Source organism: Methylobacterium oryzae (genome assembly GCF_021398735.1).
Taxonomy (GTDB): domain Bacteria; phylum Pseudomonadota; class Alphaproteobacteria; order Rhizobiales; family Beijerinckiaceae; genus Methylobacterium.
Window position 1 is genome coordinate 679,018 of sequence record NZ_CP090349.1, and the last position, 24,041, is coordinate 703,058.

Here is a 24,041-nt window from a genome sequence, read left to right on the forward strand (position 1 = left end):
TGAACAGGTTGCGGGTGAGGGTGAGGGCAGGATGCGCGGCTTGGTTTCGACGGCGACGCTCTCCGGAGTGCTGGCGCTTGTCTTCAGCATGCCCGCATCGGCGGCCTCCGATATCACGGTCGCTGCCATCGCCACCGGTCGCCTCTATGTTGTCGGGACAACCGATCGCCCGCACACGGCCGTGATTTTGGACAACCGGTTCAAAACGGAGTCCGACGAGAACAGGAAGTTTCAGTACGAGTTGGTGTACCATCCCGCCAATTGTGTGGTTTCCGCCGCAATCGATGGGACGATACATGAAGCGGTTGTCAGCAATTGTGGGCAGCAGGTGGTGCCCGGAACTTGGCTGGACCCGAAGCCCGCGATGACGAGGCCGACTCCTCTGGAACGGGTGCTCTCACCGACGGTCGAGGTGCCCTCCACCGTCTTCTGCCCCTCGGTTCAGACAGAGCGCTCGCAGGATCCGGCACGCATCGAGCTTGCTGACCGCACACCACCGGTCTTCACCGTCGTGACGGGGATGAATTTCTCGCCGCGCTACTGACGCTTGGCCGCAGGTGTGAAGAAGGCGGAGAGGATGGGTGCGGCGCATCGTCGGGATCCTCCCCGGAAGGAGTCCGCGAACGGACTTCTGTGCGGCGTCGGCTGACGGAGCGCACGGCGAAAGCGATGGCCGCTTCGCCGGCTTGGGGGCCGTAGTCGGGACCGGCGTGGCGGGTGAGAACGCACCAAGGCGTGCCGGTCGATACGGAGAACTTGCCGTTCACTCTCGAGCCGCGTCGAAGAGCGACGTCAGCATCCTGAGCATACGCTCTTCGCGGCGCCGCGTCCGCCCTTAAGGAGCGCCGCCATCGCCGCTTCGCGATTGTACTCCGACATGATCCTCTTGGTGGCGAGATCCTTATCGAAGCCGGGAATGTTGTCTTTCTGTGTGGCCGAGGCTTCTCCGACGCCGGCACCGTTCGACATGCGGGACAGGCCGGAATAGATCGGCGGCTTCGTCAGATTCTCCGGACGGAGACTCTTCCAGCTCATGCGGTTGCGCATCGAGGAATCGAGAACCGCCAGAGGGTTCACACCGTTCTGGCCGATCTGCGCGTCCGTGAGCTTCAGAGTGCCGGGAATGACGATGGGGAGCGGATCGATATCGGACTCAGCACGCGGCGCCGCGGCGCCCACGAGCGGGCCCGTCGACGCGGTTGCCGCAGGCATCGCGGTCGGGGGCGGCAAGGCGCTGTAGGCAGTCGGCATCAGCGGCGCGTGGGAGCACGCGCCTAGAGTGAGCACCGCCACGAGCGTTCCGATTCGTCTGAAAGCCATGGTCGCCCTCGCGCTGCGCCGGGCCATTCTAGCCAAGCTTGCGCATGACATACCAGTGTTGGGCGGGGCGAGTCCAACCCCTATAAACTGGCTACAGCAATCTCCGAAGTACGCAATGACCAAAAGTAGTATAGGGGCTCAGTGGCCATTCTTGCCGGCGGATCTCGGCGATGGGCTCCGTCTCGCGACAAGTGACTTTCGGCCCTGATATGAACAGCTCCGATTTCCGTGCACTTAAGACAAATCGAATTTCGATGATGTATCTAACGCAGTAGATTTGTCGATTGAAGCGCGCAGCTACGCCCTCGGTTGTCCCTGTCCTTCATGCGAAGTTGGTTGCGGTGTTCGGGTCGGAAGGTGTCCGTGCCCGCGAGAGCGGGGTCGCGGGTCTCCGGGCATTTAAAGATAGCCCCGATAGATCGTCCTCGCCGTCGAAGAGGCTGCGCCTACTGGCCCAGTTGGGCACGAGATCGCCACAGTTCGGCCGAGCACGTTCGATCTGTGAGCATTCATGACGCTGCCTGCAGGTAGGACGCCACGCGACACGCAGGTTGGGGGCGGCCCGGGCGGTGCGGGGCAAGCCGACGGCCGACGACGTCAATTGACCGAGTCGGCCGCCGCACGAGCGCGCGGCCGGCAGGCAGGGGCCGCGCAGATCCGCACCGCGCTCCGTCGGTCACCGTCCCCGGAACGCGGCGTCCAGCGCGTGCGAGACACGCGCCAGGATCCCGGCGCGGGCGGCGGCGTCGGAGCCAATATGCGGGTCGCGCTGCACGCACGGGTCCGCGTAGGTGAACGGCGTGGCGTCCGGGCCCGCCACGAGGGCGCCGTCCGCCGCCTCGCTTATCGCGCAGGCGCGGACGGTCTGCGCGCCCCGGGCGACCACGGGCTGGGTCGGCCCGGCCGGGTTGTCGAAGACGTGCTGCGCTCCGGGAAAGACGGTCAGGTCGACATCGGCGCCGGCCGCCCTCAGCCGCTCCGCGTAGGCCGCGCAGGTGGCGGCGGGATTGTAGTCGTCGCTGCCGCCACCGAAGATCCGGATCGGCCGATCCGCCACGGCCGTGTCGTCCCGGAAGCGGATGGAGCAGTCCGGGTAGACCGGCAGGTAGAGGGCGGGGATCACCCCGGAGCGGTTCCAGGCGGCGTCGAAGCGCTTGAGGCTGGCGTAGAGCGCGGCCTGCCCGCCGCGCGAGAAGCCCATTACGGCGATCCGCGCCGGGTCGACCCGCGGATGCTTCGCCAGCACGCCCAGCGCCCGGTAGATGTCGAGGATCAGGTTCGTGCGCGCCAGGAGGCTCTGGTCGGTGTTGACGCTGGTCAGGCCGCGCCCGGTGAAGCCGTCGATCGCGAAGGTCGAGATCCCGCGCGCCGCCAGCGCCCGCTGCCAGAACTCGATGTTGCCGCCCAGACCCCCGGAGCCGTGCATCAGGATCACGGTCGGCAGGCGCTCGGTCCCCGCCTTGGCGATGCGCAGGATCCCCGCGACCGTGACCGGCTTCGCTCCCTCGGACGTGCCGGTGAGGAACTGCCGGTCGGTCAGCGTCAGGCTCTCGAACGGGTGAACCTCCATGCGGGCGGCGTAGCTGCCGAGATCGGCGACGCCGTCCGCTGCGGGCCCGGCGGAGGCCGCCGGCGTGATGCCGGCCAGCAGACAGGCCGCCAGGAACAGGATCGATCGCCGCATCGGAACGCTCCGCCACCGGGCGGCAGCCTAGCAGCGGCGCGGGTGGCCTGTCGCCGCGGGAGGGACCGGAACCGGTTTCCTCTCGCTGCCCGATGTCAGGCCCCGGGGGCGAGGGCTACGCGGCCGCGCGGTCGGCCAGGTAGGCGCGCCAGCCGCCGAAGCGCGTGATGTCGGCCGCCCCGTCGAGGCCGGCTTGCTCGACCAGGAAGCCCTTGGGCGCCGTGCCGTCGGCGAGCCGCAGCGTGCCGATGCCGAGCGGTGCCGGGATGGCGGCGACGAAGCGTCCGAACGCGGCGGGCGGTAGGGCCCACACCTCGGTCTCGATGGGGGCGCCGTCCCCGGCCGCCACCCGGAGCAGCCCCGGGCGCTGCGGCGGGCCGCCCGGCAGGGCGTAGAGCCGATAGTCCCGGGCTGTCGGCACGGCGCGCAGGAAGCGCCCGCCGCAGCCGGCCAGCTCGCGGTTCAGCGGCAGTCCCGAGAGATGCGCCCCGACGACCGCCAGCTCGATCGCGTCCGGTCCGGCCGCAGCCGGCCCCGGCTCCACGACCGGCACCGGCATCGTGCCCGCGCCGATCCGCGGCGCCGAGGCCGCGTGCAGGCGTGCCCCGAGGGCGGCGAGGAGCCCGTCCGAGCCGCGCGGCGCCAGCAGGGTGATCCCGGCGGGGAAGCCGTCGGCGCGGGGCCGGCCCGGCACCGCCAGGGCGCACCAGTCCAGCAGGTTGACGAAGTTGGTGTAGGTGCCGAGCTCGCTGTTCGGCCCGATCGGGTCGGCCGCGACCGCCGCGCAGGTCTGCGGGCGCGGGTAGGTCGGCACGGCGAGGACGTCGATCCGGTCCCAGACCGCGTCCGCGGCCCGGCGCAGCGCCGCGAGGCGGTAGAGGCCCGCGAAGGCGTCGGCCGCGCTGTGGCGCTCGGCGGAGGCGATGACCGCCCGCGTCGTCGGGTGGAGGATGTCGGGGCGCGTCTCCATCACCGGGCGGATCGCCGCGTAGCGCTCGGCGACCCAGGGGCCGTCGTAGAGCAGAGCCGCGACGGCGAACATCGGCGCGAGATCGACCGGCGCCGCCGCCCCGGCGAGGGCTTCGAGATCGGCGACCGTCGCCGCGAAGGCCGCCTCGGAGAGCCCGTCGCCGCCGAAGCGGAGGCTCGCCCCGTCCGGGAGCCCGAGGCGCAGGCCCGGCGGGAGGGCGGCGGGGGCGGCCGGCACCGGCAGGGCCCGCGACCAGGGATCGGCGGCATCCGGACCCAGCATGACCCGGAAGGCCGCGTCGGCGTCGGCCACGGTGCCGGCGAAGACCGAGAGCGTGTCGAGGGTCCGGCAGGCCGGCAGCATCCCGCGGCTGGAGATCGCCCCGAGGGAGGGCTTCAGCCCGACGACGTTGTTGAGCGCCGCCGGCACCCGGCCCGACCCCGCCGTGTCGGTGCCGAGCGCGAAGGCGACGATCCCATGAGCCACCGCCACGGCCGAGCCGCTGCTGGACCCGCCGGGCACGTAGGCCGGATCGATCGCGTTACGCGGGGCCGGGTAGGGGGTGCGCAGGCCGACGAGCCCGGTGGCGAACTGGTCGAGGTTGGTCTTGCCGATCAGGATCGCGCCGGCCGCGAGGAGCCGCGCCACCGCGGGCGCGGTCTCGGCGGGGGTGTGGGCGAAGTCCGGGCAGGCGGCGGTGGTCGGCAGCCCGGCGACGTCGATGTTGTCCTTGACGGCGAAGGGCACGCCCCAAAGCGGCATCGCCGCGGGGTCGAAGGGCGGGAGAGCCGCCGCGGCTTCGCGAGCATCCGCCTCCGGGACGAGCGCGAGGAAGATGCCGGGATCGTCCACCGCGGCGAGCCGCCGGTAGGCCTCGGCCACGACGGCGCGCGGGTCGAGGCCTTCGGCGTAGGCCGCGTGCAGGAGCGGGATGGTCGGGAAGGGGGGCACGGTCATTCCTCGCAGCGAGGCTCAGGATTCGTCGCCGGTGGCGCGGTACCAGTCGAGGATCTCGACCCCCTGCATGAACACCGCGTCGTCGCGGGCCAGGATGGCGTCGAGCAGCCGCTCCAGCAGGCCGATCCGGTGCGGCACGCCGGTGATGTAGGGGTGGATCGCGAAGCTCATCACCTTGGCCCCGCCGAGGGAGCCAGGGCCGGCGGCCTCGGCGGCGAGCCGGTCGAGATGGGCGAGCGCCCGTTCCACGAACTCGTCGGCCCGGTGGTGCTGGATGGCCAGCAGCGGGATGTCATTGAGCTCGACCGAGTAGGGGAGGGCGACGAGGTCGCCCGTGCGCGTCGCCACCCGGCAGGGGCGGTCGTCGACCACGAAGTCGCCGACGTACTCGAGGCCGGCCGCGCGCAGGTGGTCGGGCGTGTCGAGGGTCTCGGTGAGGCCCGGTCCCAGCCAGCCGCGCGGCGGGCGCCCCGTGGTCTGGGTGATCGCCGCGATGGTGCGAGCGATCATCGCCGGCTGGTCCGGGATCCGGTGCGTCGGGACCTGGTGGAAGCCGTGGGCCATGAACTCCCAGCCGGCCGCGTGGGCGGCCTCGGCGACGCGGGGATAGGCCGTGCAGACCGAGCCGTTGATCGACAGCGTCGGGCGGATTCCGCGGCTGGCGAAGGCCTCGAGGAAGCGCCAGAACCCGACCCGCATCCCGTACTCGTGCCACGCCCAGTTGGGGATATCCGGGAGCAGGCTCGCGGCGGTCGGCGGCACCAGGATCTGGCGCGGCATCGGGTTGTCGATCAGCCAGTGCTCGACGTTGACCACCGGCCAGACCGCGACGTGCTTGCCGCCCGGCAGCGTCAGGCGCGGCCGGTCGACGGCGGCGCGGTAGGCGAGGCGGTTCTCGGGCCGGCGGGGATCGTCGGGCGCGGTGTCCATCAGGCGGCGGCCCGCGGGGCGTGGTGGCTGTGGAGCTGGGCCGCCAGCATCCGGCGCAGGTCGTTGAAGGCCGGGCTCGACACGTCGCGCCGCCGCGGCAACTCGACCGGGTGGATCGCCTCGATCCGGCCGGGGCCGGGCGACATCATCACGATGCGGTCCGCGAGGAAGATCGCCTCCTCGATGGCGTGGGTGACGAACAGGATCGTCAGCCCCGTCCGCGACCACAGGTCGAGCAGCTCGTCCTGCAGTCGCTCGCGGGTCATGGCGTCGAGCGCCCCGAAGGGCTCGTCCATCAGCACCACCTCGGCCTCGTTGGCGAGCACCCGGGCGATGGCGACCCGCTGCTTCATCCCGCCCGAGAGCTGGTGCGGGTAAGCGTCGGCGAAGGCCTGGAGGCCGACGAGGGCGATGTAGCGCTCGGCGGTGTCGCGCACCTCGGCGGCGGGCCGCCCGCGGGCCTTCGGGCCGAAGCCGATATTGTCCCGCACCGTGAGCCACGGGAACAGGCCGTAATCCTGGAAGACCATGCCGCGGCTCGGCCCCGGCCCGGCGATCGGCTTGCCCCACATCAGGGCCTGCCCGGCGGTCGGGGCCTCGAAGCCGGCGGCGACCCGCAGCAGCGTCGACTTCCCGCAGCCCGAGGCGCCGAGCAGGCAGACGAACTCGCCGCGGGACACCGTGAGGTTCGCCTCGCGCAGGGCCTCGGTCCGGCGGCCGCCCGCCGTGTAGGTCTTGGAGACCGCCCGCATGTCGAGGATCGGGATCGTCGGATCAGCCATGATTCGGGCTCCAGGCGAGCAGCCGGCGGCCGAGCTGCATGACCAGCCAGTCGGAGACGAAGCCCGCGACCCCGATCACCGCCATGCCGCAGATCACGATCTCGGTGCGCGAGAGCTGGCGCGCCTCCATGATGATCGCCCCGAGGCCGGTCTGGACGCCAGTCATCTCGCCGACCACGATCACCACCCAGGCGAAGCCCAGCCCCAGCCGCAGGCCGGTGAAGATCGACGGCAGCGCCGCCGGCAGCACCACGCGGACGAACTGGGCCGGCCCGGTGCAGCCCAGCATCGCGGCCGCCTCGAACAGGCGCGGCTCAACGGAGCGGACCCCGAACACGGTGTTGACTAGGATCGGGTAGAACGCCCCGAGGAACACGAGGAAGAAGGCCGAGCGCGGCCCGAGACCGAACAGGATCATCGCCAGCGGCAGCCACGCGGTGACCGGCACGGGCCGCAGGACTTGCAGGACGGGATCGAGCAGCGCCCGGATCAGCGGCACGCGGCCGATCAGCAGGCCGAGCGGCAGGGCGGCGGCGGCCGCCAGCGCGAAGCCGCCGTAGACCCGGCTCAGCGACGCCGCGAGATGGGTCCAGAGCGTGCCGCTGAACGCGTCGTCGTTGACGCCGCCGACCGCGAGATCTCGCATCTCGGCCCAGACCTCCGCGGGGGGCGGGATCAGGCTGTAGGGCCGGCCCGCGGTGGTGACCTGCCAGACCGCGACGAGCGCGGCCGGCACCACGCAGGCGAGCGCCAGCCGGCGCAGGTGGGCGAGCCCGGGCCCGGATCCGGCCCGGCGGGAGGGCGCCGGCGTCACCGCCGCCGGCAGGGCGCCGGCCTCGATCCCGGTGCTCACGCCCGCCCCAGCGCGTCGACGAAGCGGGTATCGATGAAGCCGGGCTCCGGCAGCCGCTTGATCTGCTTGAGCGCGAGCATGTGCTGCGCGTAGGCGTCGGCCTGCCGGATCTCGTTCGGCCCGAGGCGCCAGGTCAGCTCGACGTTCGGGGCCGAGAGCTCGAGCGCCTCGCGCTTCTGGCCGAGCTTCGCCACCGCCATGGCGATCATCGCGTCGCGGTCGCCGGCCGCGAAGTCCGTCGCCTTGCGGTGGATCTCCAGCATGGTCCGGACGAGGTCCGGCCGCTCGGCCAGCGTGTCGCGGTGGGCGCCGAACACCATGTTCAGCGCGCCCATCTCGGTGCCGTAGGGGTACTCGACGAGCTGGCCGACGCCCGAGGCGAGGCTGACGCCGGGGCCCGGCTCGGCGCCGACATAGGCGTCGACGTCGCCGCGGGCGAGGGCGATGTGCATCTCCGAGAAGGAGACGCGCACGGGGGTGATGTCCTTCACCGAGAGCCCCTCCATGCGCATCCGCTCCAGGACGAAGACCTCCTGGGTGCTGCCGGGCCAGATCGCGACGCGCTTGCCGCGCAGGTCCTTGATGGCGTGGATGTCGGAGCCCTTCTTGGCGATCACCGCCATCCCGCGGTTGCAGGTGGAGGCGATGACCACGAGCGGCTCGCCGGCGGCGGCGCCCAGCGTCGCGGCGGCGATCCCGAAGGTGCCGAAATCCACCGACTTGGTGACCACGGCGTTCTTGCACTCGGTCGGGCTCTCGAAGGGCACAACCTCCACATTCACCCCGGGCGGGGTGAAGCGCGCGTAGAAGCTCGGCGCGATCGAGTGGATCAGCTTGAGGGAGCCCATCCGGATCGTGACGGGCGCGCCCTGGGCGCGGGCCCGGGCCAGGGGTCCGAGGGCGAGGCCGGCCCCGAGACCGGCCAGGAGGGTGCGGCGGCGGATCATCGAACGGCTCCTGAAGGGTCCCGATGTGCCGAGGCTACGGGCACCACCTGTTGCGAGGAAGTGCTATTTTCTGAGTATGCCGTTGCCATAAACGCAACGGCCGGGCAGGATAGGGGCGTGAAGCACCTGCGCACCGTCACCTACGTCGCCGAGGTCGCCCGCGCCGGCTCGATCCGGCGCGCCGCGGAGCGCTTGAACCTCACGCCCTCGGCCCTGACCCGGCAGATCCAGGATCTCGAGTACGAGCTCGGCACGCCGATCTTCGAGCGCCTGCCGCAGGGGATGCGGCTCAACGCGGCCGGCGAGCTCTTCGCCCGGCACATCCGCGACCAGGCCGCCGATCTCGACCGGGTCCGCTCGCAGATCGCCGACCTGTCGGGCGTGCGGCGGGGGCACGTGGCGCTCGCCTGCAGCCAAGCCTTCGTCACCCAGGTGGTGCCCGAGGAGGTCGAGGCCTACCGCGCCCGCTTTCCGCAGGTCGGCTTCACCGTGCAGGTCCGCGACCACGCCCAGGCGGTCACCGCGCTCGCGGCTTTCGAGGCCGACCTCGCCCTGATCCTGCAGCCGCCGCCCTCGGCGGAGCTGCACCCGCTCTATTCCGGCCATCAGACCCTGTGCGCGCTGATGCGCAGAGGCCACGCGCTGGCGGCGGAGAGCGGGCCGGTGCGGCTGCGCGACTGTCTCGCGCACGCCCTGGCGCTGCCCGACCGATCGCTCGCCATCCGCCACCACATCGAGCACGCGCTGGCCCGGCGGGGCGTCGAGCTGCGGCCCGTGGTGGAGTCGGGCTCGCTGGAGTTCCTGCGCAACCTCACCCTGCGGGAGGACGTGGTGAGCCTGCAGGTGCCCAGCGGCATCCCGGAGGATCCGCGCCTGCACAGCCGGCCGATCGACACCCGCGACCTCACCCCGATGACGCTGATCCTGGCGCAGCTGCGCGGGCGCTCGCTGTCGGTGGCCGCCGCCAAGTTCGCCGATCAGCTAGTCGTCCGGCTGAACCGGGAAGGGGCCTGACCGGCGCCCCGCTCAGGCGGGCAGGCCGGCTTCGGCCAGCGCCTCGGCGTATCGCTGCCCCAGGGCGGCGACCGGGAAGGGGATCCGCGCCAGGAAGCCCGAGACCGTCAATCCGGGCTCGATCGCCAGGAGCTCGGCGACCGCCGGCCGGGCGCGCTCCGGCTGGCCGAGCCCGACATGGGCCACGGCGAGCGCCCGCAGGGCGACGGCGAAGCGCCGGTTCTGCGCCAGCGCCCGCTCAGCCCACCGGATCGCCTCGGGATAGTCGGCCTCGCTGACCGCCGCGACCGCCATCACGCCCGACATCAGCCAGCCGCGCGGATCCCGCGGGTTGAGCTGCAGCGCCCGCTCGACCATGGCGCGTCCCGCCTCCGCGCGGCCGCACATGGTCTCGATCCAGCCCGCGAGGGTGAGCGCCAGGGCGGAGTTCGGGTTGACGAGCAGCGCGCGGCCGAACAGGTCGCGCGCCCGGTCCCGCCCGGTCTCCGACATGTTCCAGACCGCGAAGGCCGCCATCCACAGCACCTGCGCGTCCCCGGGCGCGCGCTCGACCGCGCCCCAGGCCAGCCGCACGGCCGCCGCGCGCTCCGCCTCGCCCTGCGCGATCCAGCCCTGGAAATGGCACTGCGCCCGGCAATAGGCCGCCGCGGCCATCGCCGGGGCGTAGCCCGGGTCGAGCGCCAGGGCCTCGTCCAAGTGATCGAGCGCCGCCGCCATGCCGGCGGCGGTGAAGTCGGCGAGCCGGGCATTGGCCCGGAGCAGCCGGTCGTAGGCGTCCGGATGGGCCGGCGCGTCGCGGCCGAGCCGGCCGATCTCCGCCAGCTGGAGGGTGGGCTCGATCGCGGCGGCGGCGCGCGCGGCGACCTTCTCCTGCAGGGCGAAGACGTCGTCGAGCCCGCCGTCGAAGCTGTCGGCCCAGAGATGGGCGCCGGTCCCGGCATCGACCAGCTGGCCGGTGATTCGCAGGCGCGACCCGCCGCGGCGCACGCTGCCGGCGACCACGTAGCCGACGCCGAGCTCCTGCCCGACCCGGCGCACGTCGATCGCCGCGCCCCGGTAGGTGAAGGTCGAGTTGCGCGCGATCACGAACAGGCCGCTAACGCGGGACAGCGCCGTGATGATCTCCTCGGTGATCCCGTCGGCGAAGTAGGCCTGCTCCGGATCCGCGCTCATGTTGGTGAAGGGCAGGACCGCCACCGCGGGTAGGCGCGGCCCGGTGCGCCACGTGACGCTCGCCTCCGCCGCGTCTTCCGGAGCGATCCCGGGCGAGACCTCCGATGCGGCCTCCCGCACGGCGCCGACGAAGCGCACGCCCTTGCGCGGGAGCGTCCGGATCCAGCGCTGCTCGGTTCCGGTGTCGCCGATCGCCGTCCGGGCCGCGTTGATCCGGCTGCCGAGGGTCGCCTCGGAGACGATGCGCCCGTTCCAGACCGCCTCCAGCAGGTCGTCGCGGCTCACCACCCGGTCGCGCCGCTCGATCAGCACCCGCAGGAGGTCGAAGACCTGCGGCTCGACGGCGATCTCGGCGCCGTCCCGGCTGAGCTCGCGCCGCGCAGAATCGAGGGTGAAGGGTCCGAACCGGTAGATCACGGGGCGTTCCTGGGCGGGGCCATGTCCGCGTTCCGCGCCCTGCTCACCGAACCGGTCTCCGCGGCGGAGGGCGCTCTAGCACGGGCCCGGGCGGGCATAAATCATGGGCCTCTGAAGGTGTCCTCAAGGTCCTCTCAAAGCGCGGTGTCGAGCATCGGGATAGATTTCGCTCCATCGAAGACTTTCCGACGAGGGAGCCGTCCATGGCCCGCGAGACCGATCCCGACACATCCGCCTGGAGCCGCCGCCGCCTCCTGAAGAGCGCGGTAGCCACCGCCGCCCTCGCCGAGCTCGGCCTCGGCGGGACCGCGCGGGCGCAGGGTGCCGCGGTCCCCGGCGCCCCGGTCCCCGGCGCCATGCCGGGCGTCCTGAAGCAGGTCGAGGCCGGCGTGCTCGACGTCGGCTACGTCGAGGCCGGTCCCGCCGACGGGCCGGCGGTCATCCTGCTGCACGGCTGGCCCTACGACATCCACGCCTTCGCGGAGGTCGTTCCGATCCTCACGGCGGCCGGGCACCGGGTGATCGTGCCGTACCTGCGCGGCTACGGCACCACCCGTTTCCTGGCGTCGGACACGGTCCGGAACGGCGAGCAGGCGGCACTCGCGGTGGACGTCATCGCCCTGATGGACGCCCTGAAGATCCCCCAGGCCGTCCTGGGCGGCTTCGACTGGGGCGCGCGGACGGCCGACATCGTCGCGGCGCTGTGGCCGGAGCGGTGCCGGGCGCTGGTGGCGGTCAGCGGCTACCTGATCGGCAACCAGGAGGCCGGCAAGAAGCCGCTGCCGCCGCGGGCCGAGCTGTCCTGGTGGTACCAGTTCTACTTCGCCACCAGCCGGGGGCGGGCCGGCTACGAGGCCTACCGCGCCGACTTCGCCAAGCTGATCTGGCAGACCGCCTCGCCGCGCTGGCGCTTCGACGACGCCACCTTCGCGCGGAGCGCCCCGGCCCTCGACAACCCGGATCACGTCAGCATCGTCATCCACAATTACCGCTGGCGGATGGGCCTCGCCGAGGGCGAGCGCCGGTACGACGCGCTGGAGAGCCGCCTCGCGCAGGCGCCCACGATCGGCGTGCCGACCATCACCCTGGAGGGCGACGCGAACGGCGCCCCGCATCCGGATCCCGCCAGCTACGCGGCCAAGTTCACCGGACGCTACGCGCACCGGCTGATCACCGGCGGGATCGGCCACAACCTCCCGCAGGAAGCCCCGCGCGCCTTCGCGCAGGCCGTGATCGACGCGGCCGCGGCCTGACCGCGCCGGCGCGGCCGGATCATCCCCGGACACACGATCATCCCGAGACGATGACGGAGGTTGCCATGCGGTTCCTGGCTGTCGCGCTGCCGGCCCTGCTCGCTGCGGGCCTGATTTTGGGAGGCTCCGCGGTGCGCGCCGTGGATGCCGGGACCGCCCCGGCGGCCTCGCCGATCTACGGCGTCACCGTCCCGGACGGGTACCGCGCCTGGCAGCTCGTCGGCGTCGCGCAGGAGACCGGGGCCCTCGACGAACTGCGCGCCGTGGTCGGCAACGCGCGGGCGCTGGACGCCTACCGGTCGGGCACCCTGCCGTTCCCGGACGGGACGGTGCTGGTGAAGCGCGCCTGGACGCGGGTGCCGTCCGCGGAGTTCGCCCCGGCCTTCGTGCCCGGCGGCGCCACGACGGTTCAGGTCATGGTGAAGGATTCGCGGCGCTACGCGGCGACGGGGGGCTGGGGGTTCGGGCGCTTCGTCGACGGCAAGCCCGCGGACGCGGCCCAGCACGAGACCTGCTTCGCCTGCCACAGCGCGAATGTCCGGGACCACGACTACGTGTTCACGCGGCTCGCGCCCTGAGGCTGGCTGCCACCCGGACGGCCGCCACGACGCCCCTGTCAGCGCGCGGCTTCCCTCAACGTCCGCTCGCTGTCGCGCCTTGCGTCTCCCGTCAGCCGGCGCCTACACCTTTGCCGGCTCAAGCTCGGCCCGGACCGGGCGGGACATGACGGCGCCGGCCCGAGGCACGGCCCCGCAGGGAGGATAGCGCGTGACGATCGCCCGATACGGCGCAGCCCTGGCGCTGCTCTGCGGCTTCGGTTTCCTGTCGCCCTTGAGGGCCGACGAGTGCCCCAACCGCGGCCAGCTCGACGACGCCTACTGCGACGCCAACAAGGACCTCGTCGCCGACGTTCCGGCCAAGACCCGCGACCCGAGCGTGATCGTCTTCGCCTACACGCCGGTGGAGGATCCCGCGGTCTACGAGAATTCGTTCAAGCCGTTCACGACCTACCTGAGCCAGTGCACCGGCAAGCGCGTCGTCTACTACCCGGTCCAGTCGAACTCCGCCGAGATCGAGGCGATGCGCTCCGGCCGGCTCACGGTGGCGGGCTTCTCGACCGGACCTCTCGGCTTCGCGGTGAACATGGCCGGCGCGATCCCGTTCGCCGCCAAGGGCACCGAGAAGGGCGCCGAGGGCTACAACCTGATCGTCGTGGTGAAGGCGAGCAGCCCGTACAAGACACTGGCCGACCTCAAGGGCAAGCGCGTGGCCCACACGGCGCCGTCGTCGAATTCCGGCAACCTCGCGCCCAAGGCGCTGTTCCCCGAGCAGGGGCTGAAGCCCGGCGAGGACTACAAGCTCATCTACTCGGGCGGCCACGACAAGTCGGCGCTGGGCGTCGGCACCGGCGACTACGACGCCGCCCCTGTGGCCTCCGACGTATTCTACCGGATGGTCGCCCGCGGGACGATCAAGGGCGACGATTACCGGGTGATCTACACGAGCGAGAAGTTCCCGACCTCGGGGTTCGCCTACGCCCACGATCTCAAGCCGGAACTCGCCGAGAAGCTGAAGCAGTGCTTCTACGACTTCCGCTTCCCGCCCGACATGGTGAAGGATTTCGAGGGCGACGACCGGTTCGCGCCGATCACCTACCTCAAAGACTGGGCGATCGTCCGCAAGGTCGCGGAGGAATCGGGCACGCCGTACAACAAGGTCGCCTACGAGCGCGAGGCCGCCCGCGAGGCCGAGGCGGCACGCAAGAAGGCCGCGGGCGCGCCCAAGCCGTGACTCAGGCGTTGACGTCGGCCGTGACGGCGAGGAGCGCGGCGCGCGCGGTGGCGGCCGGACTCGAGGGCGATCCCCGGGCGGAGGATCCGCGCGCGCTGGTGATCCGCGGGCTGACCAAGGCGTACCGGGCCGGCCAGCCGGTCCTGAAGGGCATCGACCTCGTGGTGCCGGGCACCGGGCTCACGGCGATCATCGGGCCGTCCGGCACCGGCAAGAGCACCCTGATCCGCTGCATCAACCGGCTGGTCCAGCCGACCTCGGGGGAGATCCTGTTTAGAGGCGAGGACCTCGCCCGGCTCTCCGGCCCCGCCCTGCGCCGGGCGCGGCGCCGGATCGGGATGGTGTTCCAGGAGTACAACCTGGTCGAGCGCCTCTCGGTGATGGAGAACCTGCTCTGCGGTCGCCTCGGCTACGTGCCGGCGTGGCGCGCGTGGCTGCGCCGCTTCCCCGAGGCGGACGTCGCCCGCGCCTTCGACCTCCTCGACGCGGTCGGCCTGTCGGGCTTCGCCACCCGCCGGGCCGACGCCCTGTCGGGCGGGCAGCGCCAGCGCGTCGGCATCGCCCGGGCGATCATGCAGGAGCCCGAGATCGTGCTCGCCGACGAGCCGACCTCGTCCCTCGACCCGAAGAGCTCCGTCGAGATCATGGAGATCCTGTCCCGGCTCGCGGCCGAGCGCGGCGTGCCGGTGGTGGTCAACATCCACAACGTGGCGCTCGCCCAGCGCTTCGCCGCGCGGATCGTCGGCATGTCGGGCGGGCACGTGGTCTATGACGGGCCGCCGGACCGGCTGAGCGAGGCCGACCTGCGCGGCATCTACGGCGGCGAGAACTGGCTCGAATGAGCGCGCCCGCCCGCCCGGCCTCCCCCGACGCCTCCCCCGACGCTTCCCCCGACCGCGTCGCGTTCCGGCCCAACTGGACCGCCCGCGCGGGCTGGGCGCTCCTCGCCGTCTACGCGGTCTACGCGGCGACCCAGCTCGGCTTCTCGCCCGAGCGCTTCGCCGGCGGCCTCGCCCACGGGCAGCAGTTCCTGGCCCGGATGTTCCCGCCGAACTTCTCCCGCTGGGAACTGATCCAGTCGGGCATCCTCGAGAGCCTGCAGATCGCCGTGATCGCCACGGTGGTCGGCATCGCGGTCGCCCTGCCGATCGGCTTCCTGGCGGCCCGCAACCTGATGCCGCCCTGGGTGACGTGGCCGACCCGCATCCTGATCGCGCTCTGCCGGTCGTTCCACCCGATCATCGTGGCGATCCTGTTCGTGAAGGCGATCGGGTTCGGGGCGCTCGCCGGCGTCATGGCGCTGATCGTCGCCTCGGTGGGCTTCATCGCCAAGCTGTTCGCCGAGGCGATCGAGGAGATCTCCCTGAAGCAGGTCGAGGCGGTGCGGGCGACCGGCGCCGGCTTCCTGTCGACCCTGATCATGGGCGTGCAGCCGCAGGTGCTGCCGCGCTTCATCGGCTTCGCCACCTACCAGCTCGATTCCAATCTGCGGAACTCGACCATGGTGGGCATCGTCGGCGGCGGCGGCATCGGAGCGACGCTGTTCACCGCCTACCAGCGCTTCGACTTCGACGTGGTGCTGGCGATCCTGATCGTCATCGTCGCCCTGATCATGGTGGCCGAGATCGTCTCCGGCTGGGCCCGCAAGGTGTTCCAGTGAGCGTCGCCCTCGCGCCCGCTCCCGCCGGCCCGCGCCGCTGGCAACGCTTCCCCCTGTGGAAGCGGCTGGCGCGGCTCGCCTTCACGCTGTGCGCGGTGGCGGCCTTCGTGGCGAGCCTGCGCACCATCGAGGTGATCCCGGAATTCCTCTACGACGCCCCCGACCAGCTCGCCGACCTGTTCGGCCGGATGTGGCCGATGGATGCCGGCTATGTCGGACCGACCCTGCGGGCGCTGGTGGAGACGCTCCACATCGCGACGCTCGGCACCCTGATCGCCATCGCGATCGCGGTGCCGATCGGGCTGATGGCGGCGCGCAACGTCACGCCCAACCGCGCGCTGAACCTGTTCGCCAAGTTCGTGTTCGTGACCTCGCGCTCGGTGAACTCCCTGGTCTGGGCGCTGCTGTTCGTGGCGGTGTTCGGCCCCGGTCCGCTGGCCGGGACCCTGGCGATAGCGCTCCGCTCCGTCGGCTTCACCGGAAAGCTGTTCGCCGAGGTGTTGGAGGAGGCCAATCGCGGCTCGATCGAGGCTCTGCAGGCCGCGGGTGCCGGCCGGATGTCGACTTTGCTGCTCGGCTACTGGCCGCAGGTGAAGCCGGCCTTCTGGTCGATCGCGCTGTTCCGCTGGGACATCAACATCCGCGAATCCGCCGTGCTGGGGCTGGTCGGCGCGGGCGGCATCGGCGTCGCGCTCGATACCGCCCTGAACCTGCTCTACTGGGACCAGGTCGCCGTGGTGCTCGCCGCGATCTTCGGCGTCGTCATCCTGGCCGAGATCGTCGTGACGGCGCTCCGCGCCCGTACGCTCTGAGACGGGCCCCGGTCAGCGCCCCAGCGACATGCCGAGCGGCGGCTCGACCTCCGGCGGCAGCGGCGAGACGTAGCCCGCCGCGCCGACCCGGCGGGCGAGGTCCGCCTTGGCGGCGTCGCGCAGGGCCGCGTCGGTCACCGCCCGGGCCCCGGTGGCGGCCATCGCCTTGGCGACCTGCACCATCGCCTTGTGGGCCGCGGGGGCCTTGCCCTGCGCCACCACCTGCCAGGTGTGGAACGGCGTGCCGATCGCCACCGTGGGCGCGTGGGCCTGGACGGTCGGCACCACCCAGCTGACGTCGCCGACGTCGGTGGACCCCACCGCCGGGTTGCGCAACGCGTCGAGGGGCACGAGGAAGTCGGCGAGCGGCGCTTCGGTGCGCGGCATCCCGATGGCGCGGAACACGGCGTCGATGTCGCCGTCGGTGAGCGTCGCCCGGATCTTGCCGGCGAAGTCCCGGTCGGCCTCGTCGAAATGCGGCGGCCCGAGCTCCTCCATGACGCCGTGCAGCGCCCGCTCCAGGGGATCGTTGCCCAGCAGGTTCGACACCGCGCTGACGATCCGCACCTCGACGGCGGTCTCGGTCATCAGGGCGGCGCCCTGCGCGATCTTCTTCACCCGCTCGACCAGCGCCAGCATGCCGGGCAGGTCGCGGGCCCGGATCGAGTAGCGCACCGTCGCGCCGGCCTGGACGACGTTCGGGGCGATGCCGCCGGCGTCGAGATAGGCGTAGTGGACCCGCGCGTCGGACGGCATGTGCTCGCGCATGTAGTTCACGCCGACGCTCATCAGCTCGACGGCGTCGAGCGCCGAGCGCCCGAGATGGGGCGCGGCCGCCGCGTGGGCGGTGCGGCCGGTGAAGACGAAGTCGGCCCGGGTGTTGGCGAGGGCGACCGGCGGTGCCACCTCCCAGAAGCTGCCCGGATGCCAGGTGATCGCGATGTCGGCGTCCGCGAAGGCGCCGGCGCGGACCATGAAGGCCTTGGCGGCGCCGCCTTCCTCCGCCGGGCAGCCGTAGTAGCGCACGCGGCCGGGCGTGCCGGTCTCGGCGAGCCAGTCCTTCAACGCGGTGGCGGCGAGCAGCGCCGCCGAGCCGAGGAGGTTGTGGCCACAGCCGTGGCCATGCCCGCCCGCCTCCACCGGCCGGTGCTCGGCGACGCCGGCCTCCTGCGACAGGCCCGGCAGGGCGTCGTACTCGCCGAGGAACGCGATGACCGGCCCGCCGTCCCCGGCCTCGCCCATCACGGCGGTCGGGATGCCGGCGACTGCCTCGGTGACCCGGAAGCCCTGGTGGCGCAGTTCGGCGACGTGCTCGGCGCAGGAGCGGCTCTCCGTGTAGCAGACCTCCGGCATGCTCCAGACCCGCTCGGACAGGGCGATCAGCCGTTCCGACTGCGCGTCGACGTGGCGCCACACGGCGTTGCGGTTGTCCATCGGGTCCACTCCGGGAAAGCTGCGCATCGAGGTCGCGCCACCATAGCGGGCTCCGCGCCGTCTTCGCGAGCGCAGCGAAGCGACCCAGGGTTGCGCGCCCTCGGGAAGCGTGGCGCCGCTGGATTGCTTCGCTCCGCTCGCAAGGACGGACACGGCGCGAGCCCTGCTGCTGCCTGACCGCATGCACCGCCCAGGCCATGCTCCTGCCCGAACCAAGCGTCCGTCGACACGTTCCGATTGAACCGTCACTGGCCCGCCCCTTGCCAAGGCCGCTGCCGGAATGTTGCTGTGCCTGTCACGGCGGTAAACGGGAAAGCGTACATGGACGAGCGGGATCTGCGCGGCCTCATCGGGCAGGTGAAGGACGGCCGCCTGTCGCGGCGCGCTTTCGTGCAGCGGATGGTGGCTGTGGGCCTCACCGCGCCCATGGCCGGGCTGATGCTGGCCGGGAACGGGGTCGCGATGGCGGCCGATATCCGGGCCGGCTACAAGCCGACCAAGGCCGGCGGCGGCGGCGCGCTGAAGCTCCTCTGGTGGCAGGCGCCGACGCTGATCAACCCGCATTTCGCCGTCGGCACCAAGGACCAGGACGCCTCGCGGATCTTCTACGAGCCGCTCGCCGCCTGGGACGCGGACGGCAACCTCGTGCCGGTGCTCGCCGCCTCGATCCCGTCCAAGGAGAACGGGGCGCTCGCCGCCGACGGCCGCTCGGTTGTCTGGACGCTCAAGCCCGGCGTGAAGTGGCACGACGGCAAGCCGCTCACCGCCGACGACCTCGTCTTTACCTGGGAATACGCCCGCGACCCCGCCACCGCGGCGGTGACGGCCGGGTCCTACAAGGATTGCAAGGTCGAGAAGGTCGACTACCTCAGCGTCCGGGTCCTGTTCGACAAGCCCACGCCCTACTGGTGCGACGCCTACGTGGGCATCGTCGGGATGGTGCTGCCCAAGCACCTGTTCGGACCCTACAGCGGCGCCAAGTCCCGGGACGCGCCGCAGAACCTCGCCCCGGTTGGCACCGGCCCGTACCGGTTCGTTGAGTTCCGGCCCGGCGACATCGTCCGCGGGGAGCGCAACCCCAACTACCACCTGCCCAACCGGCCGTATTTCGACACGGTCGAGATGAAGGGCGGCGGCGACGCGGTCTCGGCCGCCCGGGCCGTGCTCCAGACCGGCGAGTACGACTACGCCTGGAACATGCTGATCGAGGACGAGGTGCTGAAGCGCCTGGAGACCGGCGGCAAGGGCCGGGTCGACGTGGTCTACGGCGGCAAGCTCGAGTTCCTGCTCCTCAATGCCGCCGACCCGAACGTCGAGGTCGACGGCGAGCGCGCCTCGATCACCACCAAGCACCCCGCCTTCTCCGACCCGAAGGTGTGCCAGGCGATGAACCTCTTGGTCGACCGCAAGTCGATCCAGACCTACATCTACGGCCGCACCGGCAAGCCCACCGCCAACACGGTCAACGGCCCGGAGCGCTTCGTCTCCAAGAACACGAGCTTCGCCTTCGACCCGGCCAAGGCCAACGCGCTCCTCGACGAGGCCGGCTGGAAGAAGGGCTCCGACGGCATCCGCGCCAAGGACGGCAAGAAGCTCAAGCTGGTCTTCCAGACCTCGATCAACGCCCCGCGCCAGAAGACGCAGGCGATCATCAAGCAGGCGGCCGCCAAGGCCGGCATCGAGATCGAGCTGAAATCGGTGACCGGCTCGGTGTTCTTCTCCTCCGACCCGGCCAACCCCGACACCTGCACGCATTTCTACGCCGACATGGAGATGTACGCCTACAGCATGACCCAGGCCGATCCGGCGATCTGGCTGCTCATGTACGCCTCCTGGGAGGTGGCCCAGAAGGCCAACAAGTGGCAGGGCCGCAACGTCGTGCGCTGGCGCAACGACGCCTACGACAAGGCCTACAACGCCGCCCAGAGTGAGCTCGACCCGGTCAAGCGGGCGGCGCTCCTCATTAAGTGCAACGACCTCGCGGTCTCCGAGAACGTGCTGCCGCTGATCCACCGCGCCGAGGTCTCGGCGGTGGGCGCGACGCTGACGGCGCCCCGCAGCGGCTGGGACAACGACCTGTCGTTCCTGCCCGACTGGTACAGGGAGGCCTGAGCGGGAGCGCCGCGCCATGGGCGCCTACATCCTGCGACGGCTCCTGATCGCGATCCCGAGCCTGCTCGGCATCAGCCTGATCCTGTTCACCGTCCTGGCGCTCGCGCCGGGCGACCCGTTCGGCGAGCTCGCCAGCAACCCGAACGTGCCCCCGGAGGTGCGGGCGGCGCTCCGCGTCAAGTTCGGCCTCGATGACCCGATCCCCACCCGCTACCTGCACTGGCTCACCGCCATGCTGCAGGGCGACTGGGGCTTCTCCTTCGCCAGCCGGGTGAACGTCGACACGCTGATCCTGCAGCGGCTGCCCACGACCCTGTTCGTGGTCGGCTCCTCCCAGGTGCTGGCGCTGCTGATCGCCGTGCCGGTGGGCCTCTACGCCGCGCGCCGGCCCTACTCGCTCGCCGACCAGGTCGCCAACACGCTGGCCTTCGTGGGCTTCTCGCTGCCGACCTTCTTCACCGGCCTGCTGTTCATCCTGCTGTTCTCGATCAAGCTCGGCTGGCTGCCCTTCGTCTACCAGGCCGACCTGCCGGGCTCCGGCCTGCCCTGGGTCTGGGCGAATGTCCGGCAGGCGATCATGCCGGTGGCGGTGCTGGGCTTCTTCCAGGCCGCCTCCTACACACGCTACGTGCGCGCCTCGGCGCTGGACGTCGCCCGGCTCGACTACGTCACCACGGCCCGGGCCAAGGGCCTGACCGAGGGCACGGTGACCCGCCGGCACATCGCCCGCAACGCCCTGATCCCGGTGGTGACGCTCGTCGCCCTCCAGATCCCGGCGGTGTTCGGCGGCGCCATCGTCACCGAGCAGATCTTCCGGATCCCCGGCATCGGCTCGCTGCTGATCGACGCCATGCTGTCCAACGACACGCCGGTGGTGATGGCGGTGACCTTCGTGTTCGCCGGCCTCGTCATCCTGTTCAACCTCGTCGCGGACCTGCTCTATGGCTGGCTCGACCCTCGCATCGCCCTCCGATGAGGCGGTGCCCGTCGCCCGCGCACCGGCCTCGCCGGGGCGGGAGACGTGGCGGCGCTTCCGGCGGCACCGGCTGGCGCTCGCCAGCGTCGGCGTGCTCGCGCTCCTCGTCGCCGGCGTGGTGTTCGGCGGTCTGCTCTGGCCGGTCGCCATCGACGACATCGACTTCGCGGCCCAGCTCCAGGGCCCGTCCTGGGACCACCCGTTCGGCACCGACGATCTCGGCCAGGACCTGCTGGCCCGGATGATCTACGGCGGGCGGATCTCGCTCGCGGTCGGCTTCGCCGCCATGGCGGTAGCGAGCCTGATCGGCGTGCTGGTCGGCGCGCTCGCCGGCATGTCGCGCCGGTTCCTCGACCCGGTGCTGATGTGGCTGACCGACCTGTTCCTGTCGCTGCCGCAGCTGCCGCTGCTGCTCCTCGTGATCTACCTGTTCCGCGACAGCCTGAAGGCCGTGTTCGGCAGCCAGGGCGGCGTGTTCCTGATGATCGTCGCGGTGATCGGGGGCCTGCGCTGGATGCCGGTGGCCCGACTGGTGCGGGCGCAGTTCCTGTCCCTGCGCGAGAAGGAGTTCGTGGAGGCGGCCCGCTCGCAGGGGGCGACGACCGGGCACCTCGTGCGCCGCCACATCCTGCCGAACGCGCTGGGGCCGGTGATCGTGGCGGCCTCGATCGAGGTCTCGTCCGCGATCATCGCGGAATCGACGCTGTCCTTCCTGGGGCTCGGCTTCCCGCCCGACATCCCGACCTGGGGGCGGCTCCTGTTCGACGCCAAGGACCATCTCGACGTCGCGCCGCACTGGGCGCTGTTCCCAGGGGGCGCGATCTTCCTGACGGTGCTGTCGATCAACTTCATCGGCGACGGCCTGCGCGACGCCCTCGACCCGCGACGGGTTCTCTAGCGATGACGGATCCAGTGGACCCGATCCTCTCGGTCTCAGACCTCACCGTCTCCTTCCGCTCGGACGGGCGCTGGCGCGAAGTCGTGCACGGCGTCTCGTTCGACGTGGGCCCGCGCGAGACCGTGGCCCTCGTCGGCGAATCCGGCTCCGGCAAGAGCGTCAGCGCCCTCTCGATCCTGCGCCTCCTGCCGCGGGACGCGAGCCGTATCGGCGGGCGCGTGCGCTTCGAGGGCCGCGAGCTGCTCGCCGCCCCCGAGGCCGAGATGCGGCGGGTGCGCGGCGATTCCATCGCCATGATCTTCCAGGAGCCGATGACCTCCCTGAACCCGGTCCTGACCATCGGCTTCCAGATCGCCGAGGCGCTGATCCGGCACCGGGGCCTGTCGCGGTCCGCCGCCGAGGCGGAGGCGCTCCGGCTCCTCGACAAGGTCCGGATCCCGGCCGCCCGGTCGCGCCTGCACGAGTACCCGCACCGCTTCTCCGGCGGCATGCGCCAGCGGGTGATGATCGCCATGGCGCTCGCCTGCCGGCCGAAGCTCCTCATTGCCGACGAGCCGACCACGGCGCTCGACGTCACGATCCAGGCCCAGATCCTCGACCTCATCAAGAGCCTGCAGGACGAGGAGGGCATGTCGGTCCTGTTCATCACCCACGACATGGGCGTGGTCGCCGAGATCGCCGACCGCACCGTGGTGATGTACCGGGGCCGCGCCGTGGAGGCCGGCCCGACCGCGCGGATTTTTTCCGAACCCACCGAGCCTTATACGCGGGCGCTGCTGGCCGCGGTCCCGCGCCTCGGGACCATGGCGGGCCGGGCGCGCCCGATGCGCTTCCCGGTGGTCGACCGGGCCACCGGCCTCGCGGCACCGACGCCCGAGACGCCCGACACCGTCAGGGCCGCCGAGCGCCCGGTGCTGGAGGTGCGCGACCTGACCACCCGGTTCGACATCCGCTCCGGGCTGCTCGGCCGCGTGACCGGCCGCGTCCACGCGGTGGAGCGGGTCTCGTTCAGTCTCGCGGCCGGCGAGACCCTGGCACTCGTCGGGGAATCCGGCTGCGGCAAGTCCACCACCGGGCGCTCGATCCTGCGCCTCGTCGAGCCGCTCTCGGGCTCGGTCCTCCTCGACGGCGAGGACATCACGGGCTTCGATCCCAAGACCCTCCGCGCCCGCCGCCAGCGCATGCAGATGATCTTCCAGGACCCGTTCGCCAGCCTCGACCCGCGCCAGAGCGTCGGTGCGGCGGTGGCGGAGCCGCTGCTGATCAACCGCCTCGCCGCGCCCCGCGAGGCCCGGCGGCGGGCGGAGGACCTGCTCGCCCGGGTCGGGCTTCCGCCCGAGACCGCCGCGCGCTTCCCGCACGAGTTCTCCGGCGGCCAGCGCCAGCGCATCTGCATCGCCCGCGCGCTCGCCCTGAACCCCCGCCTGATCGTCGCCGACGAGGCGGTCTCGGCGCTCGACGTCTCGGTGAAGGCGCAGGTCGTGAACCTGATGCTCGACCTGCAGGCGGAGCTCGGCCTCGCCTACCTGTTCATCTCGCACGACATGGCGGTGGTCGAGCGGGTCAGCCACCGGGTGGCGGTGATGTATCTCGGCGAGATCGTGGAGATCGGCCCCCGGGCCGCGATCTTCGGCGATCCGCGGCACCCCTACACGAAGAAGCTGCTCGCCGCGGTGCCCGTGCCGGATCCGGCCCGGCGGGGCGAGCGGCACGCGCTGCCGGACGACGAGATCCGCAGCCCGATCCGGACCCCCGACTACGTGCCGCCGGAGCGCCTCTACCGGGAGGTCGCGCCCGGCCACGTCGTGCAGGACTGGGGCACCGAGTGGGACGCGGGCGCCCGCCAGGGCGCGGCCGCCTGAAGCCGGCGGCCCGGACCCTCGCGCGCGATGCCGCGCGGTCCGCGACAGGATCCAGCGTAAAGCTTGCGGCACTGCTCGCAATACGAGCAATGTTGCTCAGAAAGCGATCAGTACCGGTAAGAAACCTTTGATTATTTCTGCATTAATGTCGGCCCTACACACGCGGTGTGTTGCCGCGATGAAGCGGTCGAGAGGC

21 protein-coding genes are annotated in these 24,041 nt (G+C 71.7%); 12 read left to right on the forward strand and 9 right to left on the reverse strand.

Going from position 1 to position 24,041, the window contains the following annotated elements; genetic code table 11:
- Nucleotides 1-31: 31 nt before the first annotated feature.
- Nucleotides 32-544, forward strand: coding sequence for a hypothetical protein (locus tag LXM90_RS03210; protein ID WP_026604632.1), 513 nt, complete (start codon nt 32-34; stop codon nt 542-544).
- A gap of 248 nt (nt 545-792) precedes the next feature.
- Here LXM90_RS03210 and LXM90_RS03215 read toward each other — a convergent pair whose 3' ends face one another.
- The 7 genes from LXM90_RS03215 to LXM90_RS03245 all read right to left on the reverse strand — a co-directional run bounded on the left by LXM90_RS03215 (nt 793) and on the right by LXM90_RS03245 (nt 8,443).
- Entirely contained in the window at nt 793-1,320 is a 528-nt protein-coding gene (locus tag LXM90_RS03215) for a hypothetical protein (protein WP_081636429.1), read from the reverse strand.
- Nucleotides 1,321-1,996: 676 nt separating this feature from the next.
- On the reverse strand, nt 1,997-3,004 hold the full coding sequence (locus LXM90_RS03220) for a dienelactone hydrolase family protein (RefSeq protein WP_020091233.1): 1,008 nt from the start codon (nt 3,002-3,004) through the stop codon (nt 1,997-1,999).
- A gap of 115 nt (nt 3,005-3,119) precedes the next feature.
- Entirely contained in the window at nt 3,120-4,931 is a 1,812-nt protein-coding gene (gene atzF / locus LXM90_RS03225) for an allophanate hydrolase (RefSeq protein WP_020091232.1), read from the reverse strand.
- 15 nt (nt 4,932-4,946) lie between these two features.
- Nucleotides 4,947-5,861, reverse strand: a complete 915-nt coding sequence (locus LXM90_RS03230) for a polysaccharide deacetylase family protein (RefSeq protein WP_020091231.1) — start codon at nt 5,859-5,861, stop codon at nt 4,947-4,949.
- Nucleotides 5,861-6,643, reverse strand: a complete 783-nt coding sequence (locus tag LXM90_RS03235; protein WP_020091230.1) for an ABC transporter ATP-binding protein — start codon at nt 6,641-6,643, stop codon at nt 5,861-5,863. Before LXM90_RS03235 ends, LXM90_RS03230 begins: the two co-directional genes overlap by 1 nt.
- Entirely contained in the window at nt 6,636-7,496 is an 861-nt protein-coding gene (locus LXM90_RS03240; RefSeq protein ID WP_020091229.1) for an ABC transporter permease, read from the reverse strand. The genes LXM90_RS03235 and LXM90_RS03240 overlap by 8 nt, the downstream gene beginning before the upstream one ends.
- Nucleotides 7,493-8,443 carry an ABC transporter substrate-binding protein gene (locus LXM90_RS03245; protein ID WP_020091228.1) on the reverse strand — a complete coding sequence of 317 codons (951 nt, stop codon included), beginning with the start codon at nt 8,441-8,443 and terminating at the stop codon, nt 7,493-7,495. Before LXM90_RS03245 ends, LXM90_RS03240 begins: the two co-directional genes overlap by 4 nt.
- A gap of 117 nt (nt 8,444-8,560) precedes the next feature.
- On the opposite strand from LXM90_RS03245, the gene LXM90_RS03250 reads away from it, so the two are divergent.
- A complete protein-coding gene (locus LXM90_RS03250) occupies nt 8,561-9,457 on the forward strand; it encodes a LysR family transcriptional regulator (protein ID WP_020091227.1) in 897 nt (298 codons plus the stop codon).
- A 12-nt stretch (nt 9,458-9,469) separates the two neighbouring features.
- Here LXM90_RS03250 and LXM90_RS03255 read toward each other — a convergent pair whose 3' ends face one another.
- A complete protein-coding gene (locus LXM90_RS03255) occupies nt 9,470-11,047 on the reverse strand; it encodes a winged helix-turn-helix domain-containing tetratricopeptide repeat protein (protein WP_020091226.1) in 1,578 nt (525 codons plus the stop codon).
- Between the two features lie 203 nt (nt 11,048-11,250).
- Here LXM90_RS03255 and LXM90_RS03260 point away from each other — a divergent pair, with 203 nt between their 5' ends.
- The 6 genes from LXM90_RS03260 (at nt 11,251) to phnE (LXM90_RS03285) (ending at nt 16,563) form a co-directional block, all read left to right on the forward strand.
- A complete protein-coding gene (locus LXM90_RS03260; protein WP_020091225.1) occupies nt 11,251-12,300 on the forward strand; it encodes an alpha/beta fold hydrolase in 1,050 nt (349 codons plus the stop codon).
- A gap of 65 nt (nt 12,301-12,365) precedes the next feature.
- Nucleotides 12,366-12,878: a cytochrome P460 family protein gene (locus LXM90_RS03265; protein ID WP_103984688.1), complete on the forward strand. Its 513-nt coding sequence runs from the start codon at nt 12,366-12,368 to the stop codon at nt 12,876-12,878.
- 190 nt (nt 12,879-13,068) lie between these two features.
- The gene (gene phnD, locus LXM90_RS03270) at nt 13,069-14,091 is read left to right on the forward strand and encodes a phosphate/phosphite/phosphonate ABC transporter substrate-binding protein (protein WP_020091223.1); all 1,023 of its coding nucleotides are present in this window, start codon (nt 13,069-13,071) and stop codon (nt 14,089-14,091) included.
- A gap of 47 nt (nt 14,092-14,138) precedes the next feature.
- Nucleotides 14,139-14,933 carry a phosphonate ABC transporter ATP-binding protein gene (phnC, locus tag LXM90_RS03275; RefSeq protein ID WP_331327857.1) on the forward strand — a complete coding sequence of 265 codons (795 nt, stop codon included), beginning with the start codon at nt 14,139-14,141 and terminating at the stop codon, nt 14,931-14,933.
- A complete protein-coding gene (phnE, locus tag LXM90_RS03280) occupies nt 14,930-15,751 on the forward strand; it encodes a phosphonate ABC transporter, permease protein PhnE (RefSeq protein WP_100251486.1) in 822 nt (273 codons plus the stop codon). The genes phnC and phnE (LXM90_RS03280) overlap by 4 nt, the downstream gene beginning before the upstream one ends.
- Complete coding sequence (gene phnE, locus LXM90_RS03285; RefSeq protein WP_234081737.1) at nt 15,748-16,563, forward strand: phosphonate ABC transporter, permease protein PhnE; 816 nt, start codon at nt 15,748-15,750, stop codon at nt 16,561-16,563. The genes phnE (LXM90_RS03280) and phnE (LXM90_RS03285) overlap by 4 nt, the downstream gene beginning before the upstream one ends.
- Before the next feature lie 12 nt (nt 16,564-16,575).
- Here phnE (LXM90_RS03285) and LXM90_RS03290 read toward each other — a convergent pair whose 3' ends face one another.
- Nucleotides 16,576-17,997: a M20 family metallopeptidase gene (locus LXM90_RS03290; RefSeq protein WP_234081740.1), complete on the reverse strand. Its 1,422-nt coding sequence runs from the start codon at nt 17,995-17,997 to the stop codon at nt 16,576-16,578.
- Nucleotides 17,998-18,318: 321 nt separating this feature from the next.
- Here LXM90_RS03290 and LXM90_RS03295 point away from each other — a divergent pair, with 321 nt between their 5' ends.
- From LXM90_RS03295 to LXM90_RS03310, 4 genes are read left to right on the forward strand one after another with little or no spacing between them, the layout of a single operon-like run.
- Nucleotides 18,319-20,109 carry a peptide ABC transporter substrate-binding protein gene (locus LXM90_RS03295; RefSeq protein ID WP_234081743.1) on the forward strand — a complete coding sequence of 597 codons (1,791 nt, stop codon included), beginning with the start codon at nt 18,319-18,321 and terminating at the stop codon, nt 20,107-20,109.
- 16 nt (nt 20,110-20,125) lie between these two features.
- The gene (locus LXM90_RS03300) at nt 20,126-21,085 is read left to right on the forward strand and encodes an ABC transporter permease (RefSeq protein ID WP_234081744.1); all 960 of its coding nucleotides are present in this window, start codon (nt 20,126-20,128) and stop codon (nt 21,083-21,085) included.
- Nucleotides 21,051-21,983, forward strand: coding sequence for an ABC transporter permease (locus LXM90_RS03305; RefSeq protein WP_012321500.1), 933 nt, complete (start codon nt 21,051-21,053; stop codon nt 21,981-21,983). Before LXM90_RS03300 ends, LXM90_RS03305 begins: the two co-directional genes overlap by 35 nt.
- A gap of 2 nt (nt 21,984-21,985) precedes the next feature.
- Nucleotides 21,986-23,845, forward strand: coding sequence for an ABC transporter ATP-binding protein (locus LXM90_RS03310; RefSeq protein ID WP_234081747.1), 1,860 nt, complete (start codon nt 21,986-21,988; stop codon nt 23,843-23,845).
- Nucleotides 23,846-24,041 lie beyond the last annotated feature (196 nt).